Source organism: Streptomyces sp. NPDC001832 (assembly GCF_040297265.1).
In the GTDB taxonomy this organism is placed as follows: domain Bacteria; phylum Actinomycetota; class Actinomycetes; order Streptomycetales; family Streptomycetaceae; genus Streptomyces.
Genome location: NZ_JBEOYU010000030.1, coordinates 47,361 through 73,052 on the forward strand (window position 1 = coordinate 47,361; position 25,692 = coordinate 73,052).

Sequence of the window (25,692 nt, forward strand, 5' to 3'; positions counted from 1 at the left end):
CGTCAGAGGCGGCAGGCGTGGATGGCGGTGGTGAGGATGGCGCGGGCGCCGAGGTCATACAGATCGTCCATGATCCGCTGGGCCTCCCGGGCGGCGACCATGGAACGGACGGCGACCCAGCCCTCGTGGTGCAGCGGGGAGATGGTCGGCGACTCCAGGCCCGGAGTGAGGGCGACCGCGCGCTCCAGGTGCTCGACGCGGCAGTCGTAGTCCATCATCACGTAGCTGCGGGCGACCAGGACGCCCTGGAGGCGGCGGAGGAACTGCTGCACCTTGGGGTCGTCGTCCGGTGCGCCGGTGCGGCGGATGACGACCGCTTCCGACTTCATGATCGGCTCGCCGATGACTACGAGTCCGGCGTTGCGCAGGCTGGTGCCGGTCTCCACGACGTCGGCGATGACCTGGGCGACACCGAGTTCGATGGCGGTCTCGACCGCGCCGTCGAGGTGGACGACGGAGGCGTTGACGCCGGCGTCGGCGAGGTGCTTGGCAACGATGCCCTCGTAGGAGGTGGCGATCGCCTTGCCGTCGAAGTCCTGCGGGCCCTGGGCCGTGCCGGGCTTGGTGGCGTAGCGGAAGGTGGAGCGGGCGAAGCCGAGCTGGAGGATCTCCTCGGAGTCGGCGCCGGAGTCCAGCAGCAGGTCGCGGCCGGTGATGCCGATGTCGAGGCGGCCGGAGCTGACGTAGATCGCGATGTCGCGTGGCCGCAGGTAGAAGAACTCGACCTCGTTCTCGGGGTCGACGAGTACGAGCTCCTTGGACTCCGTGCGCTGCTGGTAGCCGGCCTCATGGAGCATCGCCATCGCAGGCCCGGAGAGTGAACCCTTGTTGGGTACGGCGATGCGCAGCATGAGTTCAGGTTTCCTTTGCGAGGAGAGAGTGCTGTACGGATGTGCGGATGTACGGAGTGCTACGTGGTGCTCAGGTCGTACTCAGAGGTGGGCGTAGACGTCGTCGAGGGAGATCCCGCGGGCGACCATCATCACCTGGACGTGGTACAGCAGCTGGGAGATCTCCTCGGCGGCGGCGTCCTTGCTCTCGTGCTCGGCGGCCATCCAGACTTCGGCGGCCTCCTCGACGACCTTCTTGCCGATGGCATGGACACCCTTGTCCACGAGCTCGGCGGTACGGGAGGTGGAGGGGTCGCCGTTGGCGGCCTTGAGCTGCAGCTCGGCGAAGAGCTCTTCGAAGGTTTTGTTCGCCATGATGGTCCTTAGGGTACGGGGTGCACGCCCCCCACTCAGCGCCAGGGCTCGTTGACCGTACGCAGCGTGGCGGCGGTGGCGACGGCCGCGGTGACCGCTTCGTGCCCCTTGTCCTCGTTGGAGCCTTCCAGCCCGGCCCGGTCGAGGGCCTGCTCTTCGGTGTCGCAGGTGAGTACGCCGAAGCCGACCGGGACTCCGGTGTCGACGGCCACCTGGGTCAGGCCGTTGGTGACGCCGTGGGACACATACTCGAAGTGCGGGGTGCCGCCGCGGATGATCACGCCGAGGGCGACGACCGCGTCGTAACCGCGACCGGCGAGAACCTTGGCAACCACCGGGAGCTCGAAGCTGCCGGGCACCCGGAGCAGGGTCGGCTCGTCGATGCCCAGCTCGCGCAGGGCACGCAGCGCGCCGTCGACGAGTCCGGCCATGACCTTCTCGTGCCACTGGGCGGCGACGACCGCCACACGCAGGTCGCCGCAGTTGCGTACGGACAGTTCGGGTGCACCCTTGCCGCTCATGTCTCTCCTGCTGCTCGTTTCCGTGATCGTTACTGGTTGCCGCAGGTCGACGCCGTGGCGGCGTCGAGCCAGGGCAGGTCGTGCCCCATGCGGTCGCGCTTGGTGCGCAGGTAGCGCAGATTGTGTTCGCCGGCCTGGACGGGCATCGGCTCGCGGCCGGTGACGGCCAGACCGTGCCGCAGGACCGCGGCCGTCTTGTCGGGGTTGTTGGTCATCAGCCGCAGGCTGTGGACGCCGAGGTCCTTGAGGATCTGGGCGCCCGCCGCGTAGTCCCGGGCGTCGGCGGGCAGACCGAGTTCCAGGTTGGCGTCGAGGGTGTCGATGCCGCGCTCCTGGAGTTCGTAGGCGCGCAGCTTGGACAGCAGGCCGATGCCCCGGCCCTCGTGGCCGCGCAGATAGATGACGACGCCGCGGCCCTCCTCATTGATCCGTCGCATGGAGGCGTGCAGCTGTGGCCCGCAGTCGCAGCGCTGCGACTGGAAGATGTCGCCGGTCAGACACTCGGAGTGGATCCGCACCAGGACGTCGTCGCCGTTCCCGATGTCGCCATGGACGAGCGCGACATGCTCGACGCCGTCGGTCATGGAGCGGTAGCCGTACGCGGTGAACGCGCCGAAGCTCGTCGGCAGCCGTACCTCGGCTGCGCGGCGGACGGTCGGCTCCGAGGTGCGGCGGTAGGCGATCAGGTCATCGATGGAGATGATCGTGAGGCCGTGCTTGCGGGCGAACGGGACCAACTGGGGCAGCCGCAGCATCAAGCCGTCCTCGCCGGCGATCTCGACGATCGCTCCGGCGGGCCGCAGTCCGGCGAGCCGGGCGAGGTCGACGGCGGCCTCGGTGTGGCCGTTGCGGACCAGCACACCGCCGGAGCGGGCACGGAGCGGGAAGATGTGGCCGGGCCGTACGAAGTCGCCGGGCCCGGCCTCGCCGCCCGCCAGCATCCGGAGCGTGGTGGCACGGTCGGCAGCGGAGATGCCGGTGGTCACGCCGTGCACCGCCGATGCGTCGACGGAGACGGTGAACGCCGTGCGCATCGACTCGGTGTTGTGGTCGACCATCTGCGGCAGCTCGAGCCGTTCCAGCTCGTCGTTCTCCATGGGTGCGCAGATCAGACCGCGGCACTCGCTCATCATGAACGCGACGATCTCGGGGGTGGCCTTCTCGGCCGCGATGACGAGGTCGCCCTCGTTCTCCCGGTCCTCGTCGTCGACGACCACGACGGGCCGTCCGGCGGCGATGTCGCGGATCGCCTGCTCGACGGGGTCGAGGGTGAGGTCCTCGACGACGCCTTCGTCTTCCCGGTGCAACCAGGTGGGCTGGGCAGTCATGCCGTGGCTCCTTCCAGAGCGGGTGTCCGCGAACGCAGCCACCAGTCGCGCATGCCCCACAGGACGAGGGCGCCGTACACGATGTAGATGAGACCGGAGAAGGCGAGACCACTGCGGAAGTTCAGCGGTACGCCGACCAGGTCGACGAGGAGCCAGGCGAACCAGAACTCGACCAGGCCGCGGGCCTGGGCAAGCATCGCCACGAGCGTCCCGGCGAATATGTACGCGTCCGCCCACGGGCTCCAGGAGAGCGAAGGAAACGCGGTGAACAGGCCGCCGACCGCGAGGGTGCCGAGCACGGCACCGCCCAGCAGACAGCCGCGCTCGCGCCAGGTGGCGAACCGTACGGCGATGGAACCGTCCTGCGCCTGCCGCTTGCCCCGGGTCCACTGCTGCCAGCCCCAGACGGCCACGGCGATGACCACGAGCTGCTTGCCTACGCTGCCCGCCTGGTGCACGGAGGCGTTGGCGGCGACCAGGACGACGCCGGACAGGAGCTGCGCCGGCCAGGTCCAGACCGAGCGGAGCCAGCCCAGCGTCAGCGCGATCAGACCGACCGTGTTGCCGATCATGTCGGACCAGATGATGTGCTGTCCGAAGACGGTGAACGCCTCCGCGTTCAGCCAGTTCAGCGCAGTCACCTCGCAGGCTCCTCGGATTCCTGCGCGGTGTTGCCGAGCAGCCGCTCGACGTACTTCGCGATGACGTCCACCTCGAGGTTGACCGGGTCGCCCGGCTCCTTGATGCCGAGCGTGGTCAGGGCGAGGGTGGTGGGGATGAGGCTGATGGTGAAGTAGTCGGGTCCGGCGTCCACGACGGTCAGGCTCACGCCGTCGACGGTGATCGACCCCTTCTCCACCACATAGCGGGTCAGGTCCGCGGGGAGGGAGATCTTCACGATCTCCCAGTTCTCGGAGATCTCGCGCTCGACGATGCGGCCTGTGCCGTCGACATGGCCCTGGACGATGTGTCCGCCGAGCCTGCCGCCGACCGCCATGGGGCGCTCCAGGTTGACCCGGGAGCCGACCTCCAGGGCACCGAGGCTGGACCGGTTCAGGGTCTCGGCCATCACATCGGCGGTGAACTCGTGCTCGCCGAAGTCGACGACGGTGAGGCAGACGCCGTTGACGGCGATGGAGTCGCCGTGCTTGGCGCCTTCGGTGACGACGGGACCGCGCAGACGGAAGCGGGAGGCGTCGCCGAGCTTCTCGACAGCGGTGACCTCACCCAGTTCTTCGACAATTCCGGTGAACACTCAGTTCCCCTTCCGGGCAGGGCCGATGGCGGCTGTGATGCGCAGATCGGGGCCGATACGGACGGTCTCGGTCACATCGAGGCGCAACGCATCGGCGATGGTGGAGATTCCGGCGTCGGCGAGGGCCGCGGGGCCGGCGCCGAGGAGCACGGGGGCGAGATAGCCGACGACCTTGTCGACCTTTGCCGCCGCGACGAAGGCCCCGGCCAGGGTCGGGCCGCCTTCGAGGAGTATGGAGCGGATGCCCCGCCCGTACAGGGCGGTGAGCAGGGCGAGGATGTCCAGGCCGGGGCCGGTGGCGGCGCGCGGCAGCCGCAGGACGGCCCCTTCGGGGAGATGACGGGCATCGGCATCACCGGCGACGGCGATCAGGGTGGGCGCGGCGTCGTCGAGGACGCGGGCGCCTGGGCGCACGGCGGTGGCACCGGTGTCGACGACCACCCGCAGGGGCTGTACAGCACCTTCGATACCCCGTACCGCGAGCTGTGGGTCGTCGGTACGGGCGGTGCCCGAGCCGACCACGACGGCGTCGGCCTCGGCGCGCAGCCGATGGACGTCGGCCCGGGACTCGGGAGAGGTGATCCAGCGGCTGGTGGCGTCGGCGGCCGCGATCCGGCCGTCGAGGGTCGCCGCGTACTTCCACAGGACGTACGGGCGGCCCAGGCGCGCCGAGGTCAGCCAGGCCGCGTTGCCCGCCTCGGCCTCGTCCGCGAGGAGCCCCTGTTCGGCCTTGACCCCGGCCGCGCGCAGGGTGTCCGCGCCTCCGGTGGCCTGCGGGTTCGGGTCGCCGACGGCGTAGACGACGCGGGCGACACCGGCCTCGATGAGCGCCTGGGCGCAGGGACCGGTGCGTCCGGTGTGATTACAAGGTTCGAGGGTGACGTAGGCAGTGCCGCCCCGGGCCCTGTCGCCTGCGGCGCACAGGGCGTGGATCTCTGCGTGCGGCCCGCCGGCGCGCTGGTGGAATCCTTCACCGACCTGCAGGCCTGCGGCGTCGAGAATGACGCAGCCGACGACCGGGTTGGGGCTGGTGGAGCCGAGACCGCGCGCTGCGAGCGTGATCGCTCGGCGCATGGCGGTGATGTCGGCTGCGGTGTCCACCGGGTCCTCCTGCCTCTTCGGGCACGGACTCCGGGGCCTGTCGATGACGACAGATGAAGCGGGAACGCAACAGGGGGACGCCGAATGCCGAAATCACGGATGGACGGTTGCCCGAAGACCATCCGCCGACGGCGGCGTACCCGTGAAACGGCCCGCCGCGCACTGCCTCCCATCCGGACTTTAACCGTCGGTCCAGGAATCTCACCTGGTCAACCGGCCGCTGGATGCGGACGGGTCGCGGACTATAACCGCCGGTTCGGAATTGCACCGACCCCGGAGTGCGCTGCTGCTGGTACACGGTCAGTGTGCCACGCCTGCCCATGAGCCATGCGGGCGAGCACCTGTGGAGTGGCTCACAAGCGGGCCCGGACGGAGTACTGCTCCGCCCACGACACCGAGGGCCGCGAGAAGATGGGCGCCGACCACCAGCGGAAGGATGGTTGGTGGACGCAGGGCGAGGCCGACACTGTGCAGCGGGGCGGCGCCCGCCTCGCGAGCGGTGCGTTCGCAGTGCGGCGGCCCGTTCGGCGGCGGCCTCGGTGAGAGGATTCCCAGGGGAGGGCACGACGGTGACAACGGATTCCGCACAGACGGTCTTCGGCATGGAGCAGGTGAAGCGGGCCAGGTTCGCCGTCGCCGCGGTCTTCGCCGTGCACGGCGCGGTGACCGGCAGCTTCGCCACCCGGGTGCCCTGGATCCAGGACCACGCGGGGGTCAGTGCCGGGCAACTCGGTCTCGCCCTGGCCTTCCCGGCGATCGGCGCCTCGCTCGCGATGCCGCTGGCCGGTGCGGTCAGCCATCGCTTCGGCTCCAGAACCGCGCTGCGCGGCCTGCTCGCCTTGTGGACGCTGGCGCTGATCCTGCCCGCGCTGGCACCCAACCTGCTGACGCTGTGCGCCGCGCTCTTCGTGTACGGAGCGACGGCCGGCATGTCGGACGTGGCGATGAACGCCCTCGGTGTCGAGGTGGAGAACCGCCTCAACAAATCGATCATGTCCGGGCTGCACGGGATGTGGAGCGTGGGCGCCCTGGTCGGTTCGGCGGTGGGCACGGTGGCCGCACATCTGGGCTCCGATGCACGGCTGCATCACACTCTCGCCGCTCTCGTCCTCACCGCGCTCGGTCTGATCGCCTGCCAGGGCGTACTGGATCTGCGCAGCGAGCCGGACGAGGAGCCGCCGCCGCGCTTCACGCTGCCGCCGAAGTCGGCGCTGGTCATCGGCGCGGTGGGCTTCTGCGCGGTGTTCGCGGAGGGGGCCAGCCTGGACTGGTCGGCGGTCTATCTCCGGGACGTCATGGACACCTCCGCCGGGCTCGCCGCGGCGTCCACGACGGCGTTCGCGCTCACGATGGCCGTCGCCCGGATCGTCGGCGACAAGGTCGTCGACCGCTTCGGGGCGGTCAGGACCGTGCGGGTCGGCGGCGTCCTCGCGACGGTCGGCGGACTGCTCGTGGTCGCGTCACCGAGCGCGGTACTGGTGATGTGCGGCTTCGGGCTCCTCGGCCTCGGTGTCGCCGTGGTCGTCCCCCTCGCCTTCGCCGCAGCCGGACGCAGCGGCCCGAACCCGAGTCAGGCGATTGCGGGCGTCGCCACCATCACGTACACCTCCGGGCTCATCGCCCCGTCCGCGATCGGCTCACTGGCCGAGGCGACGTCGCTGGTCGTGTCGTTCGGCCTGGTGACGGTGCTGGCGTTCGGCCTGGTGCTGGGGGCCGGCGTGCTGCGGGCGGGCGACCGCGGGGCCGTGTCGTCCCCGGGCGCCGTCGCTCCGAGCACGGCAGCGGCCGAGCCGCGCCTCTGAGTCGGCGGCTGCGCGGGGCACCGGCCGGTCGAGGAACCTCCCGGATTCTGCTCGGCTGGTACGCACGCGACCGTGGCCGGCTCTGAGTCGCCTCAGGCCGGACACGGTCGCGGTCGGTACGCAAGAGCTATTACGAGATCTGATCCGGTATGTGCAGCAGGACAGTGCTCGACGGGGATCCGGTGGGCCCGCCTTCGCCGTAGACCATCAGATCGTGGTTTTCGTTGATGCCGAAGCTGTAGGTCGGCAGGAACCAATCGTCCCCGGGGATCATTGCCGACAGATCCCAGAGCCGGCCCTGCGGATCCCACAGCGCCGAAACCTCGAAGTCGGGCTGCAGTTCCACGGTGCCGAGGATCCAGCCGTCGGTGGTGATCTTCTCCGCCTTGGCGTTGAACCCGTAGTCGGGCAAGCGTTTCATTCCGGCTGCCGGCGTCCAGACGAACGCGTCGTCTCCGCTGGCGCCGACCACCGAGCCGACCGCGTTGACGCCCAGGGCAACCGAGTTGAACTGCCCGGGAAGGGTGCCGAGATCGGTGATCTTCCCGGTTGAGGTCTGCCAGGTGACGGCTCGCGATCGAGCCTCAGCGTTGCGCGACGACCCGACCGCAGTGCCTTGGGCGTTGATCGCTCTCGGTTGGGTCTCCGTGGTGTTGTCCGACAGGTGGGCCAGCTTCGTGTATCCGCCGTTTCTGGTCCAACTGAACGGGTCCACGTAGGTGTGTCCCTGTCCGTTCTCCCGGTACTGAAGGCTCGCGAACCCGACGACGGTCCCGCTGTCGCTGATGCCGGTGGCGTACCCGCTGCCGTAGGCCCTTTCCCGCCAATCCGGCAGCCCGAGGTCCGTCACACTGCCGTCGGCCGCCCACACGGTCGGCCGGGTGACTCCTTCACCGCTGTAATAGAGCAGCCCGGCCGCTTCCTGGCGCTCATTCATGTCCAGCGCCGAGCCGTTCTTCGCCGTCCCCAGGGCCAGGTTGGTGAACCCGGACTCCTTGGTCCAGGTTGTCGGCGTCATGTTGGCGTTGAACTGTCGATCGCCTGCGACGACGCCGCTGTTGGTGAGTTTGGCACCGACGAAAGGCTTTTCCCATTTCACCGCCGCCAGCTTCGGCGCGACGACCCTGTTGATCCTGACCTTCGCTGCGCCGACGATGGTGCCGTCCGTGTTGGCCACTCGGACCCGGCCGATCACCGGCTCGCTCGTCCGGGTGACCGCGCTCAGGTCGATGTCGGCGCCCACCGGCATCGACTGTCCCGGCTCGAGCCGGAACGCCTTGTCGGACTGTGCCGTGATGGTCCCGATGCCGCGGGAGAACATCTCCTCGTGATAGTCGAAGGTAACTGGGCCGGACGGGACGTTGGCGCCGGTCACCACCACGAAGTAGGTGCCAGGTGCCGGATCGTCCAGGACGATGCGCTCCACGCCCGGGCCGATGTTCATGCTGGTGGCTGCGATGCCGCGGGCTCCGACGATGTACATGTCGAGATCGGCATCGTCGGAGCGTGGGGTCAACGTCAGGTCCAATCGCGTCGACTGCCGCGGCACGTCGACCCGATTCGCCGTGAGCTCTCCGTTCGCGACGGTGGAGAACAGGTTCCGGACGAACCCGAGCTCACCGTCGGTGGCCTTGAGCTTCGCCGTGCCCCAGGTGTTCGTCCCGGTGAACTCGACCGACGCCTTCTGGTGCACGGTGGCCGACGGCAAGGTCGTCACGTCCGGCGCAAACGACATTCCCTGCAATGAAATCGATGCGGCGAAGGGGTTCTTGGCGGTCTCGGAGGTGCGTCGGGCTTCCACGACGAACTCCCAGATGCCCGCCTTCGGCCGCAGCACGGCCCTGGATCGCGGATCACATCCGGTCGGATCGCTGTATCCGGTGTAGCAGTGATTGCTGGCGTTGGAGTCTGCCGGGATCCCGTCGGGACCGATGGGCAGGACTCGCATCTGGCTGCCCTTGGCCAGTCCGTCAAGGTTCATCTGCAGGGCTTCGACGCCCTGCGGCACCGCAACCAGGAACGACGTCGCTTGGGCGCGACCAAGGGTTCCGATCTTGCTGACCTGATATGTCGGGCCGCGCAACGGATCCGCCGCCAGCACGGTAACCGCTACGAACCGGTCGATGCCGACCGTCGTCGGATCGTCGATCGTCATGATCGCGCTGTGCACACCGGTCGTCGCCGGAGTGGCGGTCACCGTCACGGTGTTCGAGGCGTCGCGCCGCGACGAGAGGGTCTTCGGTGCCCGGAACGTGCCGTCGTTGCCGATCCAGCCGATCCGGCTACTGGTGCTTCCGGCCTTTCCGCTGGTCCTGGTCACCGTCACCCGGTAGGACTTGCCGGTCGCGACCGGCTGCCCACCCGACCCGGGCAGGCACCGGTTGTAGATTCCGGCGCCGCTGTTCGGCGTGGCCAGATTGCCCGACAGCACCGTGCACACCGGAGCGGAGACGTCATAGTTGTCGATCCGCACGCCCTTCGAGAGCTGCTTCCAGGCGGCCGGGACGTCGACCAGTCCGGCGCCCTGGGCGGTGGTCGGCACTCCGTCGATGGGTGTCGCCGTTCCTGTCAGCACGGCGCGCAGCGCCGTTGGGCCGGATTCGACGTGTCGGGACTTCGCCGCCGACAGCAACAGGGCAGCGGCTCCGGCCACCTGGGGTGCTGCCATAGAGGTTCCGTTCGCCATGCCGTAGCCGACCGGCAGTGAGTAGCCCGCTTCCGGCACGGCCTCACCTTCCAACCAGCCGGGGATCGAGGAGATCGCCGATCCCGGGGCGCTGACCGCGGGTGCGAGCGCACCGTCCTCGGACGGGCCGTGGGAGGAGAACCCGAACAGTCCCTGCGGTGCATCGACCGCGGAACCGTAGTTGGCCCACCAGGTTTCCTTGCTCACCGAGGCTGCAACGGCCAGCACCGACGAGGAGACCGCCGGGGAGCCGACGGTGTTGGTGCCCGCGCCCTCGTTACCGGCCGCCACCACGATCTGCACGCCGAAGTTGGCGGTCAGCTTGTTGTACAGCTGGGAGATCACGTCGGATCCGTCGTTGAGCGCCGGCAACCCGCCGATCGACAGGTTCACCACATCGACGCCGCGATTGACGACCAGGTCGATCATGCCTTCGGTGAGCGCCGCCTCTGTGCAACCGCCGCCCCAGGTGCAGGCCCGGGACGAGACGATCTGCGCGCCGGGAGCCACACCGTGCATCGCGCCGCCGAACAACGACGTGCCGGCGGTGATTCCCGCGACATGGGTGCCGTGCGACCCCGACGGCAACCCGATGTTCACGTAGTTCGCCACCTTGCCGACGGAACTGCCGCCCAGCGGCGACAGGTCGACGTTGTCGCGGTAGTCCACGACGAACGGAATCCGCTCGGTAACAGCGGTTCGCGGATCTTCGGTACCGAAATGGCCGATCTGCCGCTGCTGGCCGTATGGCAGCATCGCCGGCGCATCGGTGAAGTCGTGGTCGCCGTCGGCATCCACCCACACCCGGTGGGTCTGCGGGTCGTACAGCGCGCCGAACCTATCGTTGGTGGAGCCATTGTTGTTGAGATCGCCACCGAAATCGCTGTGGGTGGTGCTCATCTCGTAGAACAGGCCGAGTTGGAATGATCCCTCCGGGGCCGTCCATGTGGCCCCGGCGTAGTCGAACCGGGGACCAGTCACTGCCTTCTTCATCTGCACCCAGGTTCCATCGCCGTCCGTCACCGGATCGGTGGCCGTCACCCAGTCGACCACCTTCGGCCGCCCGTCGCTGGTTTTCTGCAGGGCCGGATGATCGAGGTCGACGCCGGTGTCGAGCACTCCGACAGTGATCCCACGCCCGTCCCACTTCTGGTGCGCCGCAACGAAATCGACGGCACCGATGTCGTTGACCGGCATATACGGATTGTCGGCCGGCGTGGTCGCGTTCGGCGCCGCCGGATGAGCAGCCCTCGCCTCGGCTCCAGCCGGGCTGACGGCGTTGCCCAGCTCCGGGCTCGGCACACGGAACGTCTTGTCCAGATCGATGGCCTTCACCACCGGGAGCGCGGCCAGGCTCTGGACCTTGCCGGTCGGAACAGTGGCCCGCACGTAGCCGATCTCGGGCTGGACCTTGCCTACGGCGCCGCCGGCCTTGGCGACGGCCGCCGTTACCTCCTTGGTGTTGCTCGACTTGGCGAGCAGCATCACCGTGACGGTCTTGGTCTTGGTGGCCTGCGCCTGCTGCAGCACCTGGGTGTCGTGGACGCCGAGCTTCTCCGAACTTCTGCCGACGGACGCCGTGGCGTCCAGCGGCTGGAATCCCTTGTCGTCCGTGGGCGGCTGATACGGATCGTCGGCCGCCGGCGACGGCTCCGCAACGGGCACCCGCGGGACGCTCGTCCCCCGTCCGTCGCTCCCCGGGCTGTCCGTCGCTGCCGCGGCGAAGGGCGGCTGGCCGATCATCAGGACCGTAGCTGCCAACACCGCTGCGCCGACCGTAGTGAGTGGTTGGGGTCGCTTGCGTCTCACGCTGCTCCTTCTGGTCACGTGTCCCGGCTCGGTCGCGAGCCCGTCCCGGAATCTCGCAGTCGGAACCAGTGCGCAGCAATGGGCCGGGCCCGGCGGATTTGTGACATGGCGGCATTCCGCCTGCATCAACCCGCCTGTTGTTGGCGCTACAGCAGCACGGCCGGTCATTGAGCACGTTTCAACTTGAAGTTGCTGGAGCCCTTAGCCGTCTCGGATGTGGGGCTGGTCCCGTACCGCACCGGGGCCACATCACCGCGGTCCGGGCGCGCTGTCACGCGCACATCCTTTTCCCGCTGGTGTACGCGGCCGGTGCTCGACACGCTGGTCCTGGCGTACGGACGTACAGACCGCCCGCGCCCGCCCTCACTTGCGGCCGACGCCCGCGTACATCGCAACGTCCGGCGTCGGTGTCTCCGGCCGCCACGCGGAGCACGACACCACCCCGGGCTCGAGTAGTTCCAGGCCGTCGAAGTAGCGCGCGACGGCAGCAGGGGTCCGCTGGGTGAGCTTCGGGGTGCCGTGCTCGTTCCAGAACGCCACTGCCGCGTCGACGTCCGGCATGTCGGGGTGAGTGACCGTGTGGGACAGGACGAGGTGGCTGCCGGGTGCGAGCGCGTCCATGAGGCGGCGGACGATCGCGTACGACGCCTCGTCGTCCTCGATGAAGATGACGACCCCGAGCAGTATCAGCGAGACCGGCTGCGAGAGGTCGAGCGTCTTCGAAGCGGCGGCCAGGATCGTGTCGACGTCCCGCAGGTCCGCATCCAGGTAGTCCGTTCGCCCCTCGGGAGTCCCGACGAGCAGCGCGCGGGCATGAGCGAGCACGAGCGGGTCGTTGTCCACGTACACGACACGCGCGTCGGGGGCTACACGCTGGGCGACCTCGTGTGTGTTGTCGGCGCTCGGCAGCCCCGTCCCGATGTCCAGGAACTGCCGGATGCCCTCTTGTTCGGCCAGATACCGTACCGCCCGCCCCAGGAACAGCCGGTCCGCTTTCGCGTACTCCCCGATCCCGGGATGCAGCTCCGCTATCCGGTCGCCGGCTTCTCGATCGACCGGGTAATTGTCCTTGCCGCCGGTCCAGTAGTTCCATATCCGGGCGGTATGCGGCCGGGACGTGTCGATGCGCGATTCGATGTCAGTCACGCCTTCAACGTAGCGCAGCGCCCCAGCAACTCCCTTATGCCGATGACACATTGCTCCCGTCCAGTGCGTCCAGGACGAGCCGGGCCTCTTTTCGTCGTGGCGGCAGCCCATCCGACGATCCGGCGGGAGAAGGTGTCCACGACGAACGCGACGTAGATGATGCCCGACCAGGTCTTCACGTGCGTGAAGTCGGCCACCCAGCTGCGGTTAGGCGCCGATGCGACGAAGTCGCAGTCCAGCAAGTCCGGTGCCCGCTCGGCAGAGTGGTCCGGATTCGTGGTGATCACCTTCTTGCCGCGGACGGCGCCGGCGATACCGAGCTCGCGCATCAGGCGCTCGACGGTGCACCGGGCCACGGTGTGGCCCTGCCAGCTCGCGCCAGACTTTGCGGGCCCCATAGACACGGAAGTTGGCGTGGTAGACCTCTCGGATCAGCCCCTTGAGTCCGGCATCCCGGACCAGCCGGGCCGAGGGGCCGGCCTGCGCGCTTCTTCGCCGCGTAGTAGGCGGAAGGGGCGATGCTGCAGTCGTGCTCGGTGAGCGTCCTGCAGATCGGCTCGACGCCGCCGAAGCGGTCCTGGTGCTCGTCGATGAACGCTACGAGCTCGTGTGTGGCCGGTCGGTGAAAGTCGGTCCGGGGCGCGGTTCCGGCCTTTCGGCCGGTCCGTTTCCCCGGACGGCTTCCCGAACCCGGCGGGCAGTCCCTTTCAATGCACCGGGCTCTCCGCAAGTCCCGTAGTGAGCCGCGTGTTGGATTTTCTCATCCCGTGACAGGCCAGGGAGTCGGGATAACGGAGCCCCGATACCGGTAGCGGGTCGTTCCTGCCTTCTCGGGGTCGTACAGCTCTCTGTTCTCACTGGCGGGTTACCATCCGCCGCCGCAATAGCGGTTGCGGAGTTCCTTCCAGGTTGACCGGCGGTGTTTGCGTCGAATCCGCCCGCACCTCGCCCAGCAGGGGGGCGGGCGCGAACGGCGGCTGAAGCAGCGCCGCCCGCGCCCGGCCGGTGAATTCCTGCCGTATCCGGCGAGCGGAGACGCCCTTGAGGCTGTTGACCAGCTTCGAGACGGCGACCTTGGGCGGGTAGTGCACCAACAGGTGGACGTGATCACGTTCGCCGTTGAACTCCTTCAGCTCCGCTTCGAAGTCCTCGCAGACCTTGCGCATGATCTCTTCGCAGCGCGTCAGCATCTCGTCGTTGAACACCCCGCTCCGGTACTTCGTTACGAAGACCAAGTGCACATGCATCGCCGAAACCACATGCCTGCCAAGCCTATAATCGTTCTGGATATCCATGAGACCAATCGTAGTAGGGTCTTGGATATGCAGCTCCGCTACAACTACCGGGCCTACCCGGACGCCTCCCAGCGCCGTGCGCTGGCGAATGCGTTCGGGTGCGCCCGCGTGGTGTGGAACGACTGCCTGCGCGACCGGAAGGAAGCGCACGCGGCCGGGCTGCCGTATGTGAAGTCGGCCGAGCTGTCCCGGCTTCGTATCACCCAGGCCAAGCGCACCGAGGAACGCGCCTGGCTCGCCGACGTGTCGGCGGTCGTCCTGCAACAGTCCCTGCGGGACCTGGACACCGCCTACAAGAACTTCTTCGACAGCCTCGAGGGCAAGCGGCAGGGCCGCAAGGCCGGCCCTCCCCGCTACAAATCGAAGAAGGACACCCGGCAGTCGATCCGCCTCAACACCAACGCCTTCTCCCTGACGGAGAACGGCATGGTGTATGTGGCCAAGGTCGGCAACCTCAAGGTCAAGTGGTCCCGCCGGCTTCCGGCCGCGCCCACGTCCCTGACCGTCACCAAGGACAGCTGTGGCCGGTACTTCCTCAGCTTCGTCGTGGACACCGAGCCGGACATCCTGCCCGGCCTGGAGACCGACGCCGGTCTCGACCTCGGCTTGTCCGTCTTCGCGGTCCTGTCCGACGGGACGAAGATCGACAGCCCGCGCTTTCTGCGCCGGGCGGAGAAGAAGCTCAAGCGCCTTCAGCGGGAGCTGTCCCGTAAGGCCAAGGGGTCGAAGAACCGGGCCAAGGCCCGTATCAGGGTTGCACGCCAGCACGCCAAGGTGGCCGACCGGCGCCGGGACTGGCACCACAAGGTATCCACGCAGATCATTCGCGACAACCAAGCGGTGTACGTGGAAGACCTCGCGGTGTCCGGTCTCGGGCGCACCCGGCTTGCCAAGTCCGTGTACGACGCGGGATGGTCCGTGTTCGTCGGCATGCTGGAGTACAAGGCGGCTCTGCACGGCCGTACCTTCGCCAGGGTGGACCGGGCCTTCCCGTCCTCTCAGGTCTGCTCGGCCTGCGGATTCCGGGACGGACCCAAGCCCCTGCACGTCCGCGAGTGGACGTGCAAGGAGTGTGGGACCGTGCACGACCGCGACCACAACGCGGCACGTAACGTCCTGTTCGAAGGACGCCGAATCGTCGCCACTGGACGGGTGGAGACGCTAAACGCCTGTGGAGTGCCGGTAAGACGGGCACACGTGCCCGCACAGCGCGTTGAAGCAGGAAGCCCTCGGAAGGGTCAGACGACCCAGGCCGGAATCCCTGGACTTCAGACCAGGGAGCACGTCAAATCGCCGAGTCGTCGTACCTCGTCGTGCCCTCGTCCAGCAGCGCTCCATGCGGCGTGGCCGCTGTTTTGGAGAGCCAACGGAGGGAGTGGTAGCCGGTGAGCACCACAAGGGTGCCGAGGGCGATGCCGCTGAGCTCGAAGTTGTCAGTGATCTTCAGCGACACGTCGCCGATGCCGACGATGACGCCGGCTGCAGCCGGAATCAGGTTGAGCGGCTGACTGAAGTCAACCTTGTTGCGGACCCAGATCTGAGCGCCGAGCAGACCGATCATGCCGTAGAGGATGACGGTGATGCCGCCCAGCACGCCGCCCGGGATGGCAGCCACAAACGCCCCGAACTTCGGGCACAGACCGAAGAAGAGCGCGAAGAACGCGGCGCACATGTAGGCGGCGGTCGAGTAGACGCGGGTGGCGGCCATGACGCCGATGTTCTCGGCGTAAGTGGTCGTGGCGGGGCCACCGGCAACCGTGGAGAGCATGGTGGCCGCGCCGTCCGCGGCGATGGCAGTGCCGAGCTTGTCGTCGAGGGGGTCGCCGGTCATCTCGCCGACCGCCTTGATGTGGCCGGTGTTCTCGGCCACCAGAGCGATCAGGACAGGGAGGGCGACGACGATCGCCGACGCACTGAACGAGGGCGCGTGCATGTCAGGGAAGCCGATCCAGGCGGCGTCCTTGACCGAGCTCAGGTCGAGACGCCAGTGGTCCACGACCTTGCCGCCGGCATCGGCGGAGTGGATCTTGCCCAGGGTGAGGTCAAGGATCCAGGAGAGCGCGTAACCGAAGACCAGCCCCAGGAAAATGGCGATACGTGACCAGAATCCGCGCAGGACGACGAGCGCGAGGCCGGTGAACAGCATCGTGGCGAGCGCCGTCCACTGGTCTTGCGGCCAGTAGGTCCCCGCAGCCACCGGAGCGAGGTTGAAGCCGATCAGCATGACCACGGCACCAGTGACCACCGGCGGCAACACCGCATGGACGACCCGCGCGCCCAGGAACTGGACCACGACACCGACCACGGCCAGGGCGAGGCCCACCACGAACAGGGCGCCGGTGAGTTCCGCCGGCCCACCGCCCTGGCTTCCGATGACAGCGGCGACACCGACGAAGGAGAGCGACGATCCCAGGTAGCTCGGGACTCGTCCGCGCGTGATGACCAGGAACAGCAAGGTCGCGACACCCGAGGCCATGAGGCCAAGGCTCGGATTGAGCCCCATGAGCACCGGGGCGACGAAACAGGCACCGATCATCGAGACGACGTGCTGCGCACCCAACCCGACCGTGCGGGTCCAGGTGAGCCGCTCGTCGGGCTTGACGACCTCGCCTGGTTTCAGATGCCGGCCATCCCCGTGCAGCTTCCACCCGAAACCTGACATTAAGCACTCTCCATTCGTGTACTTGCCGAACGGAAAGTACAAGATCAGCGGTCACCATTCGCACCACCCCGTGCCGAACCCACCCGGACTGCCATCCGCGTGACCTGTCCCGCTCGTGGAGGACCTACGAGGCGTTGCACGTCGATAATGGTACGAGGGCCCGGCACAGGGTGAGCCTCGACCGGGAGGCCGCCTCCCGGTCGGGCGTCAGCCGGTACTTCCGTCCGCCGCGGGCAGTTCGCTGGTGCAGGTGGCACGGCCGTATTCGCCCATGACGGTGGCGCGTTGGACGTGCTTGCCACGGATGGCCAGGGTGCAGCTGGCCTGGCCGCCCTGTTCGTTCAGGGTGATGTTGACCACGGGGGCCTTGCCGAGCGGGACTTGGACCGATTTCTTCCAGGGCAGTGCTACGTCGGAGACGACCGTGGCGTTGCCGACCTCGCTGCGGGCCAGGTAGGAGATCTCGGCGGTGCCCTTACCGGTGACCTCGTAGGTCACCTCGGCGGTGGGGACCGCGCGGGGCTTCGGCTTGTCGGGGGTGTCGAGGATGCCGTAGCCGATGAGACCGCCGCAGGCGAGGAGGAGGGCCGCGGCTATGGCGATTGCGCGCCGGTCGGTTCCCCTTGGGGTGTCCGTCGAAACCTCGGGGCTTTCGACAATTTCGGTCGTTTCCGCGGGCTTGGCTGATTCCGTGGATTCCGTCGGTTGTGGCATGGGGGTCCGGCTTTCGATCGGCGCGTATTTCAGAACCGGGCGGTTATACACCAGGAGATCCGGTGTGCGCGAGCACGCGGAAGAAGCGGACGTATCCGAATTGTCCTGAGGGTTGACGTGGCGCCTTTGGGTTGACTAGACATCGCCATGCCCCTGGCCAGGGGTGACGCAAGTTCACCCCATAGCCGGCCCGAAAACTCGGGTCGGCGTAATTGGCGTGCCTTCATTTTGTGCTCTCGCGCGCGAGAAGAGGTCCGCCCCAGGAAGGGCATCGTGAAAGTAAGGTTAGCCTCGATCTTTCGTGATTGGTCGTCAGCTTCGGCTGGCGGCCAATTCCTCGTTGTGGAGCGTGTGCGGGCGTGCAGGTGGCCCGATCGCCGCATCGGGTGTGCGCCGGATTCCACGGTTCCGGTCGGTGGTTTTTCTGCTCGTCGGGACGGGTTGTTGCTGGTCAGCCTGGGTTCGGGAGGGTTTCGAGCCGTCTGATCGCGTCTGTGATCACGTCGGTCCATGGCCAGTGGTGGGCGAATCGTAGGTGCCGTTGGCGGGCGGTGGTGATGAGTTGGGCAGCAGCGGAGAACAGTCGCAACCGCAGGCGACGGGGCTCCCAGAGGCGCGGTTTGCCACGGGTGACGTCACCGGCCAGCACGGCTACGACCACCGCACCCACGCCGCCGGCACCGGCACCGACGCCTTCGCGTGGAAGCTCAACATTCCCAAGGACGGCACGTACACCGCGTACGTGAAGTACCCGAAGGTCACGGGCGCCACGACGTCGGCGAAGTACACGGTCAAGCACGCCACCGGCACGGTGGACGTGACCAGGGACCAGACCGCCGCCGCCGAGACCTGGGTCAGCCTGGGCTCGTACACCTTCACCCAGGGCAACGCGGCCGAACTGAAGCTGTCGCAGAACAGCGGCGGCACGGTGGTGGCCGACGCGGTCAAGCTGGTCCGGGACACCGCCGGCGAGACCGACACGGAGAAGCACAGCTTCTCCTACGCGTACGACGTCAACGGCAACATGACGTCGATCGACGACACCTCCTCCGGTGCGAAGGTCGACGCCTACACGATCGCCTACACGGGCCTCAACCAGGTCCAGAAGGTGACCGAGGCCCTGACCGGCCAGGAGAAGAAGGCGACGTCCTACACGTACGACGCCAACGGTCTGACGGAGACGATCACTCATCCCGACCAGCACTCCGCGTACGCCTACGACCTGCGTGACCTGGTCAAGACCGTCACGGTCGGGAAGACGGCCACGGACTCCTCGCCGAAGGTGACGTCCTACACGTACACCGCCCGCGGCCAGAAGCTGAAGGAGACCAAGGCCAACGACAACACCGTCGACTACGGCTACTTCCTCGACGGTGCGCTGAAGTCCACGTCGGAGAAGAAGCCGAACGGCACGCTCGTCACCTCGCACACCTACGCCTACGACGCCAATGGCAACAAGGCGCAGGACGTGGCGAAGAAGATGAACGCCGACAACCACGCGGCGTACCTCGACTCAACCACCGACTACACCTACGACCCGGGCGACAGGCTGGCCAAGACGGTCAAGACGGGCAACGGCGCGGGCACGGAGACGTATGTCCACGACGACAACGCCAACGTCATCAGCCAGACGGTCAAGGGCACGTCGACGACCTTCCACTACGACCGCAACCGGCTGCAGTCCGCGTCGACCTCGGGGCTGACCGCCGACTACACCTACGACCCGTTCGGCCGCCAGGAGTCGGTCACCAGCGGCGGGCAGGTCGTCTCCCGCACCGTCTACGACGGATTCGACCACGTCGTCGAGTCCCAGAAGATGGACGACACGGGTGCCCTGAAGTCGACCACGTACGCCTTCGACCCGCTGGACCGGACCACCTCGAAGACGGCGGGCGGCAAGACGACCGAGTTCGCCTACCTCGGCGTGTCGAGCGAGGTGCTGAACGAAGAGGTCGCCGGCGAGCTGACCAAGTCCTACCAGTACAGCCCGTGGGGCGAGCGGCTCTCGCAGATCAAGCACAACGCGGACGGCACGACCGAGGACTCGTTCTACGGTTACAACAGCCACACCGACGTGGAGACGCTGACCGACGGCGCCGGCGACACCAAGGCCACGTACGGCTACAGCGCCTACGGTTCCGACGACGCGTCGGAGTTCACCGGTGCGGACAAGCCCGACCCGGCCGCTCCGGGCAAGGAGGAGTACAACCCCTACCGCTACAACGCGAAGCGCTGGGACGCCCAGTCCGGCACCTACGACATGGGCTTCCGCAACTACGACCCGGGCCTGAACCGCTTCACCACCCGTGACATGTACAACGGCGCTCTGGCCGACATGGGCCTCGGCAGCGACCCGTACACGGGCAACCGCTACGCCTTCACCGGCGGCAACCCCGTCAGCCGTGTCGAGCTGGACGGGCACTGCTTCGGCTGGGGCTGGTGCGAGGACGCGGTCGACGCCGGCGGGGAGGCCCTGGACTCGACACTGGACTGGGCAGACCACAACTCCGACGCGTTGCTCGACGCGGGTGGCAGCCTGCTCGAAATGGCCGGCGGAGTCGGCAGCATGTTCGGCGGAGCCGCCCTGGTGGCCGGCTCCGTGGGCGGGTGCGTGGCAGGAGCCATTCCCACCCTCGGCACGGTCTGCATCGCCAGCGCGGCCGGCGTGGTCGGCGGCGCCGGGCTCATCACGGCGGGCGCGTTTGTCTCCGTCCACGGTGCGATGGGCCTCGGCGACAGCATCGCCCGCATGGAGAGCACCGGCGGCGGTGGCGGTGGCGGTGGCGGTAGCGGTGGCTCTTCCTCGAGCGGCGGCGTCACCATCACCGATGAGGTCAAGAGTTACATCGACAGCAAGCACACCGTCGGCGGCCCGGACAGGGGTCCGGACGGCACGGCTTGGACCATGGACTGGGACGCTCGCACCCGTGTGATCGATGATGTCCTCCAGCAGGACCCGACCGGGGTGCCCAACACCCAGAACAGGACGGGCACAATCCACCGTGCGGAAATCGGTGATGAGCTGCTCGACGAGCTGGGTATCGACCGCGTCGGTGTCGCAGGTCAGCGGCAGGGCGAGTACGACATCTACGATGTCGAGGTCGTCCTCAATCCGGACGGCTCGCTGCGTGACGCCTACCCCTACAATCCCATCGATTTCGGGAACTAGCATGGATGTAAACGACAACAGCGGCGAAGGCCGCAGAGACGTCGCCTTCACCTGGGTACCGGTGGGCGACGGCGGGGAAGCAGCCAAGATCCTCGCCCGTGGAGTGCTCAGCGATCTCGTGAACCTGCCGGAATGGCAGATCCGCGAGCGAAGCTTCTTCGGGGACATCTCGCTCGAGATTGATGGAGTCGAGTTCCACTACCGGCACGTTCCGGTCTTCGACTTCCTTTTCTCCTGGAGGTATTCGCTGGACGCCCTGGCGCTGGACGGCACGACCGAGATGGAACTGGCCGAGCGGGCCGGTCCGACCCGGCTCGCACTGTCCGGTCCGGACGTGTCGCTGCGACACCTCTCCACCGGGGCATCCGCCTCGTGCACCTACTTGGAACTGCTCAGGGCGGTCCTCCGTTTCGGAAGAGACGTGCTGGAGGAACTGACCCGCGCGCATCCGGACCTGCTGGTCAACGACACTGTGGAACAGCTTTACCGCGACCTCGGAATGCGGGGCCTCGGCGAGGAGCAGTTCGCGCGTCACAGCGCAGCGATGGCTAAGCGCCATCAACGCACCGGCTGACAGTAGGTGAATGAAGGGGGCCCTGTTTCCGCCGATTCCGGCGAGAGCAGGGCCCCACCCAGGGCGATTGCAAAGTCACGGTGATGTCGTGAGCGTGCAGGTTACGGCGGTGTGACGATGCCGGGAGGGTCCGCGACCGGACGAAACGAGGCTCCGTTGTGGAGGTGACCTTGCCAAGTCCCCTTCGCGCAACGGAGCTTTGATGTGCCCTCAGTCTCGCACCGTCTGCCTGGTCAAGTCGCCCACCCGTCAGCACCGCGCGATGGGTCCGCTGGCCGATCGGCTGGCCACGCCGGCCGATCCACGGTGCCGGCGCGGGAAGCGTCACCCCTTCGTGGCAGTGTTGCTGAGCGCCTGCTCCGCCGTGGTGACCGGGGCGAGGAGCTTCACGGCGATCAACGAGTGGGCGGGCCGACGCCCCGCAGGACGTCCTGGCCCGGCTCGGTGCCCGGCCGCGATGACCGGCACCGGGAAAGGGATCCCCATTCGGCTGTTCCCGCGACCATGAATTCCTGCCGAGTCCCGTGGGGCCGAAGCCCGGCGAATTGATGCCGGTGGCGACGGTACGACGAGTGAGCCTGAATCCACCGACGCCATTCCGGTAGGCGGTTTCGGGTGATTTCAGCACGAGGTTCCAGGCGGGTTTCCGCTGGTAGGCAGGGGTGAGTGCCAGGTGGCCGTCCCGGTGGCGGGGTCTCCGAGGTCCTTGGTCGTGGGTGGGCGGGTCTGCTGAGCGGATCAGGTCCGTAGCTTGCAGCCGACTGCCATCCGCAGGCTGGTGAAGGCGTCCTGCCACGGCCAGCGTTCGGGCAGGTGGAAGGTCAGGGTGCGGGCTCGGGCAGCCAACCGTGCTGGGACGGCCAGGAGTTGGCGGCGGATGGTGTCCGTGCGGGCCTTGGCATGGAACGCCGAGGCGAGCGTGCCCAGGGCGCGGGTGAGATTGTGGGCGAGCACGGCCAGGGTGAGCCAGGCGGCGTTCGCGGTGAACTTCCCCGACGGCAGATGGCCCAGTGCGGAGTCCTCCAGATCGGCGAAGACCTGCTCCACTATGGCGTGCGCGCGGTGGCACCGCTCCGCTTCGACCAGCGTGTAGGAGCTGTCGGTGAACACCGCGTGGAAGCGCCAGACCTTGAACAACTCGCCCTGCCCGTCCGGGATATGGGTGTCGTTCAGCCGCCGCACCCGGCGGACCAGGAGCCGGGCGGTGGCGCGGTACTTCTTTGCCTTGCCGGTGAACGCGGTGTACTCGACCTCGGCGACTTCCGCGTCCGAGATCCAGCGCTCCTCGTCCTTGTCCCAGATCGCCTTGGGGTACTTGATCGGCGTCCAGGCGGTCTCGGGGATGGTGGTGATGAGTTCGCGGACCTTCTTGCGCTGGGCGACGGCCAGGGAGAAACGGGCCTTGTGGCGGCGGCAGACGGCGACGACCTTGTGGGAGAAGAACGCCGAGTCGGCGCGGACAACGACCATGGCGGTGGCGCCCATGGCCCGCACGGCCTTGATGGCCTCGGCGATCAGCGTGGCGGCGCCCTTGGCGGAGCCGGCCGAGCCCTTGCGCAGCCGTTCGGCGACGATGACCGGGGCGGCGAGCGGGGTGGAGGCGACGACGATCTGGAAGTGCAGGCCGCGGACCTTGGTATAGCCGTGTTCGGCACCCTGCTTGGCGGCGCCGTAGACCTGCTTCACCTTGGAGTCGATGTCCAGGTAGACCACCTGGTCCGCGCCGGGCAGCAACTGGCAGTGCCCGGCCAGTCGGCAAGTGAAAGCGCTGACGGCGGACTGCAGTTGGCGCACATGGCCCCAGGTGAACGCGCGCAGGAAACTGCCGAGGGTGGAGGGGGCACGCATCCCGGCGAACGCCTTGGCCATCGCGCCGTGCCGCAGTACGTCGGTGTCGTCGATGCTGTCCGCGCCCGCGAGCATCGCGGTGACCAGCGACATCACCTTCGCGTCCGGTGCGGCCCCGGCCCCGTTGCCCGCTTGGTCCAGGCGGACCCTGGTGCGGACCAGCTCGGGCAAGCCACACCGCTCGGCCAGTCGGACCGCAGGCGCCAGCCCGCCGTGCGCGAGCAGGTTCGGATCGTCAAAGGCGGCGAACGTCGCCGCTGAGCTGTGGGAGGATTTCACTTACGAGGTGCCTTGCTGGTCGGGCCTGATGGAAGCGTGAGAACTCCCATCATCCCAGCTCAGCGGGCACCTCTCTGCGTCAGCCCTTCCCACGGCCCATCACCGATCGGTGGATCCAGGAGGAGTACTCGCAGTACACCTACCACCCCAAGGGTGACGTCGAGGCGATCACGAAGGACGATGGCACGACCCGGGCGACGTACGGATACACCGCGTACGGCTCGGACGAGTCGAAGCTCTTCACCGGCGCGGACAAGCCGGACGCCCAGAACCCGGCGGCGGAGCCGTACAACGAGTACCGGTACAACGGCAAGCGCTACGACGCCGCGTCGGGCACGTACGACATGGGGTTCCGCAACTACGACCCGGGACTGAACCGGTTCCTGACGCGGGACATGTACAACGGCGCACTGGCGGACATGACGCTGGGCAGCGACCCGTACACGGGCAACCGGTACGCGTTCGCGGGCGGCAACCCGATCGCCTTCGTGGAGCTGGACGGTCACCTCTTCGGCGTCGACATCTCGATCTCGGACATCGGGCACGCGGTGCTGGACGTCGCGGGTCAGGTCCCGGTGATCGGCGAGATCGCCGACGGTGCGAACGCGATCTGGTACGCGGCCGAGGGCAACTGGGTCGACGCGGGTCTCTCCGCGGCGGGGATGATCCCGTTCGCGGGCAGCGCGGTTACCGGGGCACGGCTGGCGTCCAAGACGGTCAAGGCCGTCGACGCCATCTCCGACGGCGCGAAAACCGCGGACAACGTGGCCGACACGGTGAAGGCCGCAGACAACGTGGCCGACACCGCGAAGGCGGCACCCGCGGCACCGGCCGCACCGAAGGACGCACCAGCGGCTACGCCGCAGGCGGCACCGAGCTGCAAGAACAGCTTCGTGCCGGGCACGCGCGTGGTGATGGCGGACGGGTCCAGCAAGAACATCGAGGACCTGAACGTCGGCGAGCAGGTCCTGGCCACCGACCCGGAGACGGGCGACACCAGGGCACGCGAAGTCACCGACACCCGTAACCACAAGAGCGACAAGCACCTGGTCACCCTCACCGTCGACCCCGACGGCAAGGACGGCCAGGCCAAGCCGGGCAAGATCACCTCAACCTCGGCACACCTCTTCTGGCTCCCGGACGCGGGCAAGTGGGTCAAGGCCCAACAGCTCAAGCCGGGCATGTGGCTCCAGACCTCATCGGGCACCTGGACCCAGATCACCGCGATCGACGACAGCCACCGCAACGAACGAGTCCACAACCTCACCGTCACCGGCGTCCACACGTACTATGTGCTGGCGGGGGCTACTCCGGTCCTGGTGCATAACTGCACTGTCGCGCCGAACCTGCATCATTTGCCCACCTCGCAGGAGGCGCAGGACGTAATTCAGAACGCGCCTCGCGGCAGTTCAGCTGCGAAGAAGTCAGACCCCTACCATCGGGCTCCCATATACATGCAAGACCAGATCGCCGAGCATGGAACAGTCTGGCGCCAGGCACAGAGAGATCCAATGAACCCAGACACAATGCTCCACGCGTCGGTGCCTGGTGAGGTAAACGGGAAGTCTGGCATATTTCACTGGATCGTCGATCCGCGAGGCGTTCTTGTACATGAGGCATTCGAGCCTCGTCGGTGACTGGAGGTGGCGTTGCATGCGTGAGGTATGGCCCAGGTTCAAGGCGGACATCTTCCTGGATCCTGGATTCCCATATCCGGGAGAGCTTGCATACGGGTATCGCAATGGGCTCATTGACGTGCAACTCCTGGCCAAGGTGATCGATGGGTTGGCCCGAAATAGGGTTCCCCTGGTTCCGGAGGAGCTGGAGATGACTTCGCTTCTTTCGGATGAGGTGGACCAAATCCGGGATCTGGCGTTTCGACTGTCCAGGTACGAGCGCGACGACTCAGGTGAAGTCTGGCAGTACTACTTCACGGTTGTCGCGGCGAACGAAATTCGCGACCCGGTAGAGAAATTCGAGACCCTCGACTCGGTTTGGTCGGACCTGGGATGTCCCGACGGGATGACTCAGATCATCTATCCGCAAGAGGGGCTGCCGGCGCATTTGTATCCGCTGCTAGGCGAAAGGGCTCTCTCGGATTTCCTTGCGGGATGGAGCAACGCCCTTACGCAAAGGGATCCTAGAGGTCGATTGCTCGCCGGGGCGTGATTCCCGGGCCTGGGGGTCGCCGCTGTCCAGCGGCCAGGGCTGTTGCAAGGTCGTTTGGCCTCGTGAACGTGCTGGTCAGCGAGGGTGTGACTGATACAGGCGAAGCTCCGTTGTGATCGATGACCTCCA

At 67.5% G+C, this 25,692-nt stretch carries 20 protein-coding genes, 3 pseudogenes and 1 riboswitch; of the genes and pseudogenes, 8 read left to right on the forward strand and 15 right to left on the reverse strand.

Annotation, left to right across the window (positions count from 1 at the left end; translation table 11 throughout):
* Positions 1-2: 2 nt before the first annotated feature.
* The 7 genes from hisG to ribD all read right to left on the reverse strand — a co-directional run bounded on the left by hisG (position 3) and on the right by ribD (position 5,410).
* Positions 3-851 (reverse strand): ATP phosphoribosyltransferase, encoded by an 849-nt coding sequence (hisG, locus tag ABT115_RS21940; RefSeq protein WP_351792412.1) that lies wholly within the window; start codon positions 849-851, stop codon positions 3-5.
* Positions 852-932: 81 nt separating this feature from the next.
* Positions 933-1,205 carry a phosphoribosyl-ATP diphosphatase gene (locus ABT115_RS21945; protein WP_018524273.1) on the reverse strand — a complete coding sequence of 91 codons (273 nt, stop codon included), beginning with the start codon at positions 1,203-1,205 and terminating at the stop codon, positions 933-935.
* Positions 1,206-1,240: 35 nt separating this feature from the next.
* The gene (gene ribH / locus ABT115_RS21950) at positions 1,241-1,726 is read right to left on the reverse strand and encodes a 6,7-dimethyl-8-ribityllumazine synthase (RefSeq protein ID WP_351792414.1); all 486 of its coding nucleotides are present in this window, start codon (positions 1,724-1,726) and stop codon (positions 1,241-1,243) included.
* Between the two features lie 29 nt (positions 1,727-1,755).
* The gene (locus tag ABT115_RS21955) at positions 1,756-3,054 is read right to left on the reverse strand and encodes a bifunctional 3,4-dihydroxy-2-butanone-4-phosphate synthase/GTP cyclohydrolase II (protein WP_351792417.1); all 1,299 of its coding nucleotides are present in this window, start codon (positions 3,052-3,054) and stop codon (positions 1,756-1,758) included.
* Positions 3,051-3,695: a nicotinamide mononucleotide transporter family protein gene (locus ABT115_RS21960; protein ID WP_351792419.1), complete on the reverse strand. Its 645-nt coding sequence runs from the start codon at positions 3,693-3,695 to the stop codon at positions 3,051-3,053. The genes ABT115_RS21955 and ABT115_RS21960 overlap by 4 nt, the downstream gene beginning before the upstream one ends.
* Entirely contained in the window at positions 3,692-4,309 is a 618-nt protein-coding gene (locus ABT115_RS21965; RefSeq protein WP_351792422.1) for a riboflavin synthase, read from the reverse strand. The genes ABT115_RS21960 and ABT115_RS21965 overlap by 4 nt, the downstream gene beginning before the upstream one ends.
* A complete protein-coding gene (gene ribD, locus ABT115_RS21970) occupies positions 4,310-5,410 on the reverse strand; it encodes a bifunctional diaminohydroxyphosphoribosylaminopyrimidine deaminase/5-amino-6-(5-phosphoribosylamino)uracil reductase RibD (RefSeq protein ID WP_351792424.1) in 1,101 nt (366 codons plus the stop codon).
* Positions 5,411-5,565: 155 nt separating this feature from the next.
* Positions 5,566-5,696: riboswitch (FMN riboswitch) on the reverse strand.
* Between the two features lie 62 nt (positions 5,697-5,758).
* Between ribD and ABT115_RS21975 the strand changes: the two genes are divergently transcribed.
* Positions 5,759-5,953 (forward strand): hypothetical protein, encoded by a 195-nt coding sequence (locus ABT115_RS21975; protein WP_351792427.1) that lies wholly within the window; start codon positions 5,759-5,761, stop codon positions 5,951-5,953.
* 26 nt (positions 5,954-5,979) lie between these two features.
* Positions 5,980-7,212, forward strand: coding sequence for an MFS transporter (locus tag ABT115_RS21980; RefSeq protein WP_351792429.1), 1,233 nt, complete (start codon positions 5,980-5,982; stop codon positions 7,210-7,212).
* Positions 7,213-7,342: 130 nt separating this feature from the next.
* Here the strand turns inward: ABT115_RS21980 and ABT115_RS21985 are convergent, their stop codons facing one another.
* The 4 genes and pseudogenes from ABT115_RS21985 to tnpA form a co-directional block, all read right to left on the reverse strand.
* Entirely contained in the window at positions 7,343-11,707 is a 4,365-nt protein-coding gene (locus tag ABT115_RS21985; protein ID WP_351792432.1) for a S8 family serine peptidase, read from the reverse strand.
* A gap of 363 nt (positions 11,708-12,070) precedes the next feature.
* Complete coding sequence (locus ABT115_RS21990) at positions 12,071-12,853, reverse strand: SAM-dependent methyltransferase (protein ID WP_351792435.1); 783 nt, start codon at positions 12,851-12,853, stop codon at positions 12,071-12,073.
* Entirely contained in the window at positions 12,850-13,251 is a 402-nt protein-coding gene (locus tag ABT115_RS21995) for a DDE-type integrase/transposase/recombinase (RefSeq protein WP_351792458.1), read from the reverse strand. Before ABT115_RS21995 ends, ABT115_RS21990 begins: the two co-directional genes overlap by 4 nt.
* 570 nt (positions 13,252-13,821) lie before the next feature.
* A pseudogene (tnpA, locus tag ABT115_RS22000) lies at positions 13,822-14,148 on the reverse strand (IS200/IS605 family transposase); the annotation flags it as partial.
* A gap of 27 nt (positions 14,149-14,175) precedes the next feature.
* Here tnpA and ABT115_RS22005 point away from each other — a divergent pair.
* Positions 14,176-15,537: an RNA-guided endonuclease InsQ/TnpB family protein gene (locus tag ABT115_RS22005; protein WP_351792438.1), complete on the forward strand. Its 1,362-nt coding sequence runs from the start codon at positions 14,176-14,178 to the stop codon at positions 15,535-15,537.
* Here ABT115_RS22005 and ABT115_RS22010 read toward each other — a convergent pair.
* The 3 genes and pseudogenes from ABT115_RS22010 to ABT115_RS22020 all read right to left on the reverse strand — a co-directional run.
* Positions 15,434-16,810: a uracil-xanthine permease family protein gene (locus tag ABT115_RS22010; RefSeq protein ID WP_351792441.1), complete on the reverse strand. Its 1,377-nt coding sequence runs from the start codon at positions 16,808-16,810 to the stop codon at positions 15,434-15,436. The genes ABT115_RS22005 and ABT115_RS22010 overlap by 104 nt on opposite strands.
* A gap of 207 nt (positions 16,811-17,017) precedes the next feature.
* The gene (locus tag ABT115_RS22015) at positions 17,018-17,524 is read right to left on the reverse strand and encodes an MmpS family transport accessory protein (RefSeq protein WP_351792444.1); all 507 of its coding nucleotides are present in this window, start codon (positions 17,522-17,524) and stop codon (positions 17,018-17,020) included.
* Positions 17,525-17,975: 451 nt separating this feature from the next.
* Positions 17,976-18,149 (reverse strand): annotated as a pseudogene (locus tag ABT115_RS22020) (transposase); the annotation flags it as partial.
* On the opposite strand from ABT115_RS22020, the pseudogene ABT115_RS22025 reads away from it, so the two are divergent.
* From ABT115_RS22025 to ABT115_RS22035, 3 genes and pseudogenes are all read left to right on the forward strand, one after another.
* Positions 18,144-19,952, forward strand: a pseudogene (locus ABT115_RS22025) (golvesin C-terminal-like domain-containing protein); the annotation flags it as partial. The pseudogenes ABT115_RS22020 and ABT115_RS22025 sit on opposite strands and share 6 nt — an antisense overlap.
* 742 nt (positions 19,953-20,694) lie before the next feature.
* Entirely contained in the window at positions 20,695-21,267 is a 573-nt protein-coding gene (locus ABT115_RS22030; protein ID WP_351792446.1) for a hypothetical protein, read from the forward strand.
* A 262-nt stretch (positions 21,268-21,529) separates the two neighbouring features.
* Entirely contained in the window at positions 21,530-21,775 is a 246-nt protein-coding gene (locus ABT115_RS22035) for a transposase family protein (RefSeq protein ID WP_351792459.1), read from the forward strand.
* 230 nt (positions 21,776-22,005) lie between these two features.
* Here ABT115_RS22035 and ABT115_RS22040 read toward each other — a convergent pair whose 3' ends face one another.
* Positions 22,006-23,394 (reverse strand): IS1380 family transposase, encoded by a 1,389-nt coding sequence (locus tag ABT115_RS22040; protein ID WP_351792449.1) that lies wholly within the window; start codon positions 23,392-23,394, stop codon positions 22,006-22,008.
* 167 nt (positions 23,395-23,561) lie between these two features.
* Here ABT115_RS22040 and ABT115_RS22045 point away from each other — a divergent pair, with 167 nt between their 5' ends.
* The gene (locus ABT115_RS22045; RefSeq protein WP_351792462.1) at positions 23,562-25,031 is read left to right on the forward strand and encodes a polymorphic toxin-type HINT domain-containing protein; all 1,470 of its coding nucleotides are present in this window, start codon (positions 23,562-23,564) and stop codon (positions 25,029-25,031) included.
* Between the two features lie 16 nt (positions 25,032-25,047).
* Positions 25,048-25,563 (forward strand): DUF2247 family protein, encoded by a 516-nt coding sequence (locus ABT115_RS22050; RefSeq protein WP_351792452.1) that lies wholly within the window; start codon positions 25,048-25,050, stop codon positions 25,561-25,563.
* The last annotated feature ends 129 nt before the right edge of the window (positions 25,564-25,692 follow it).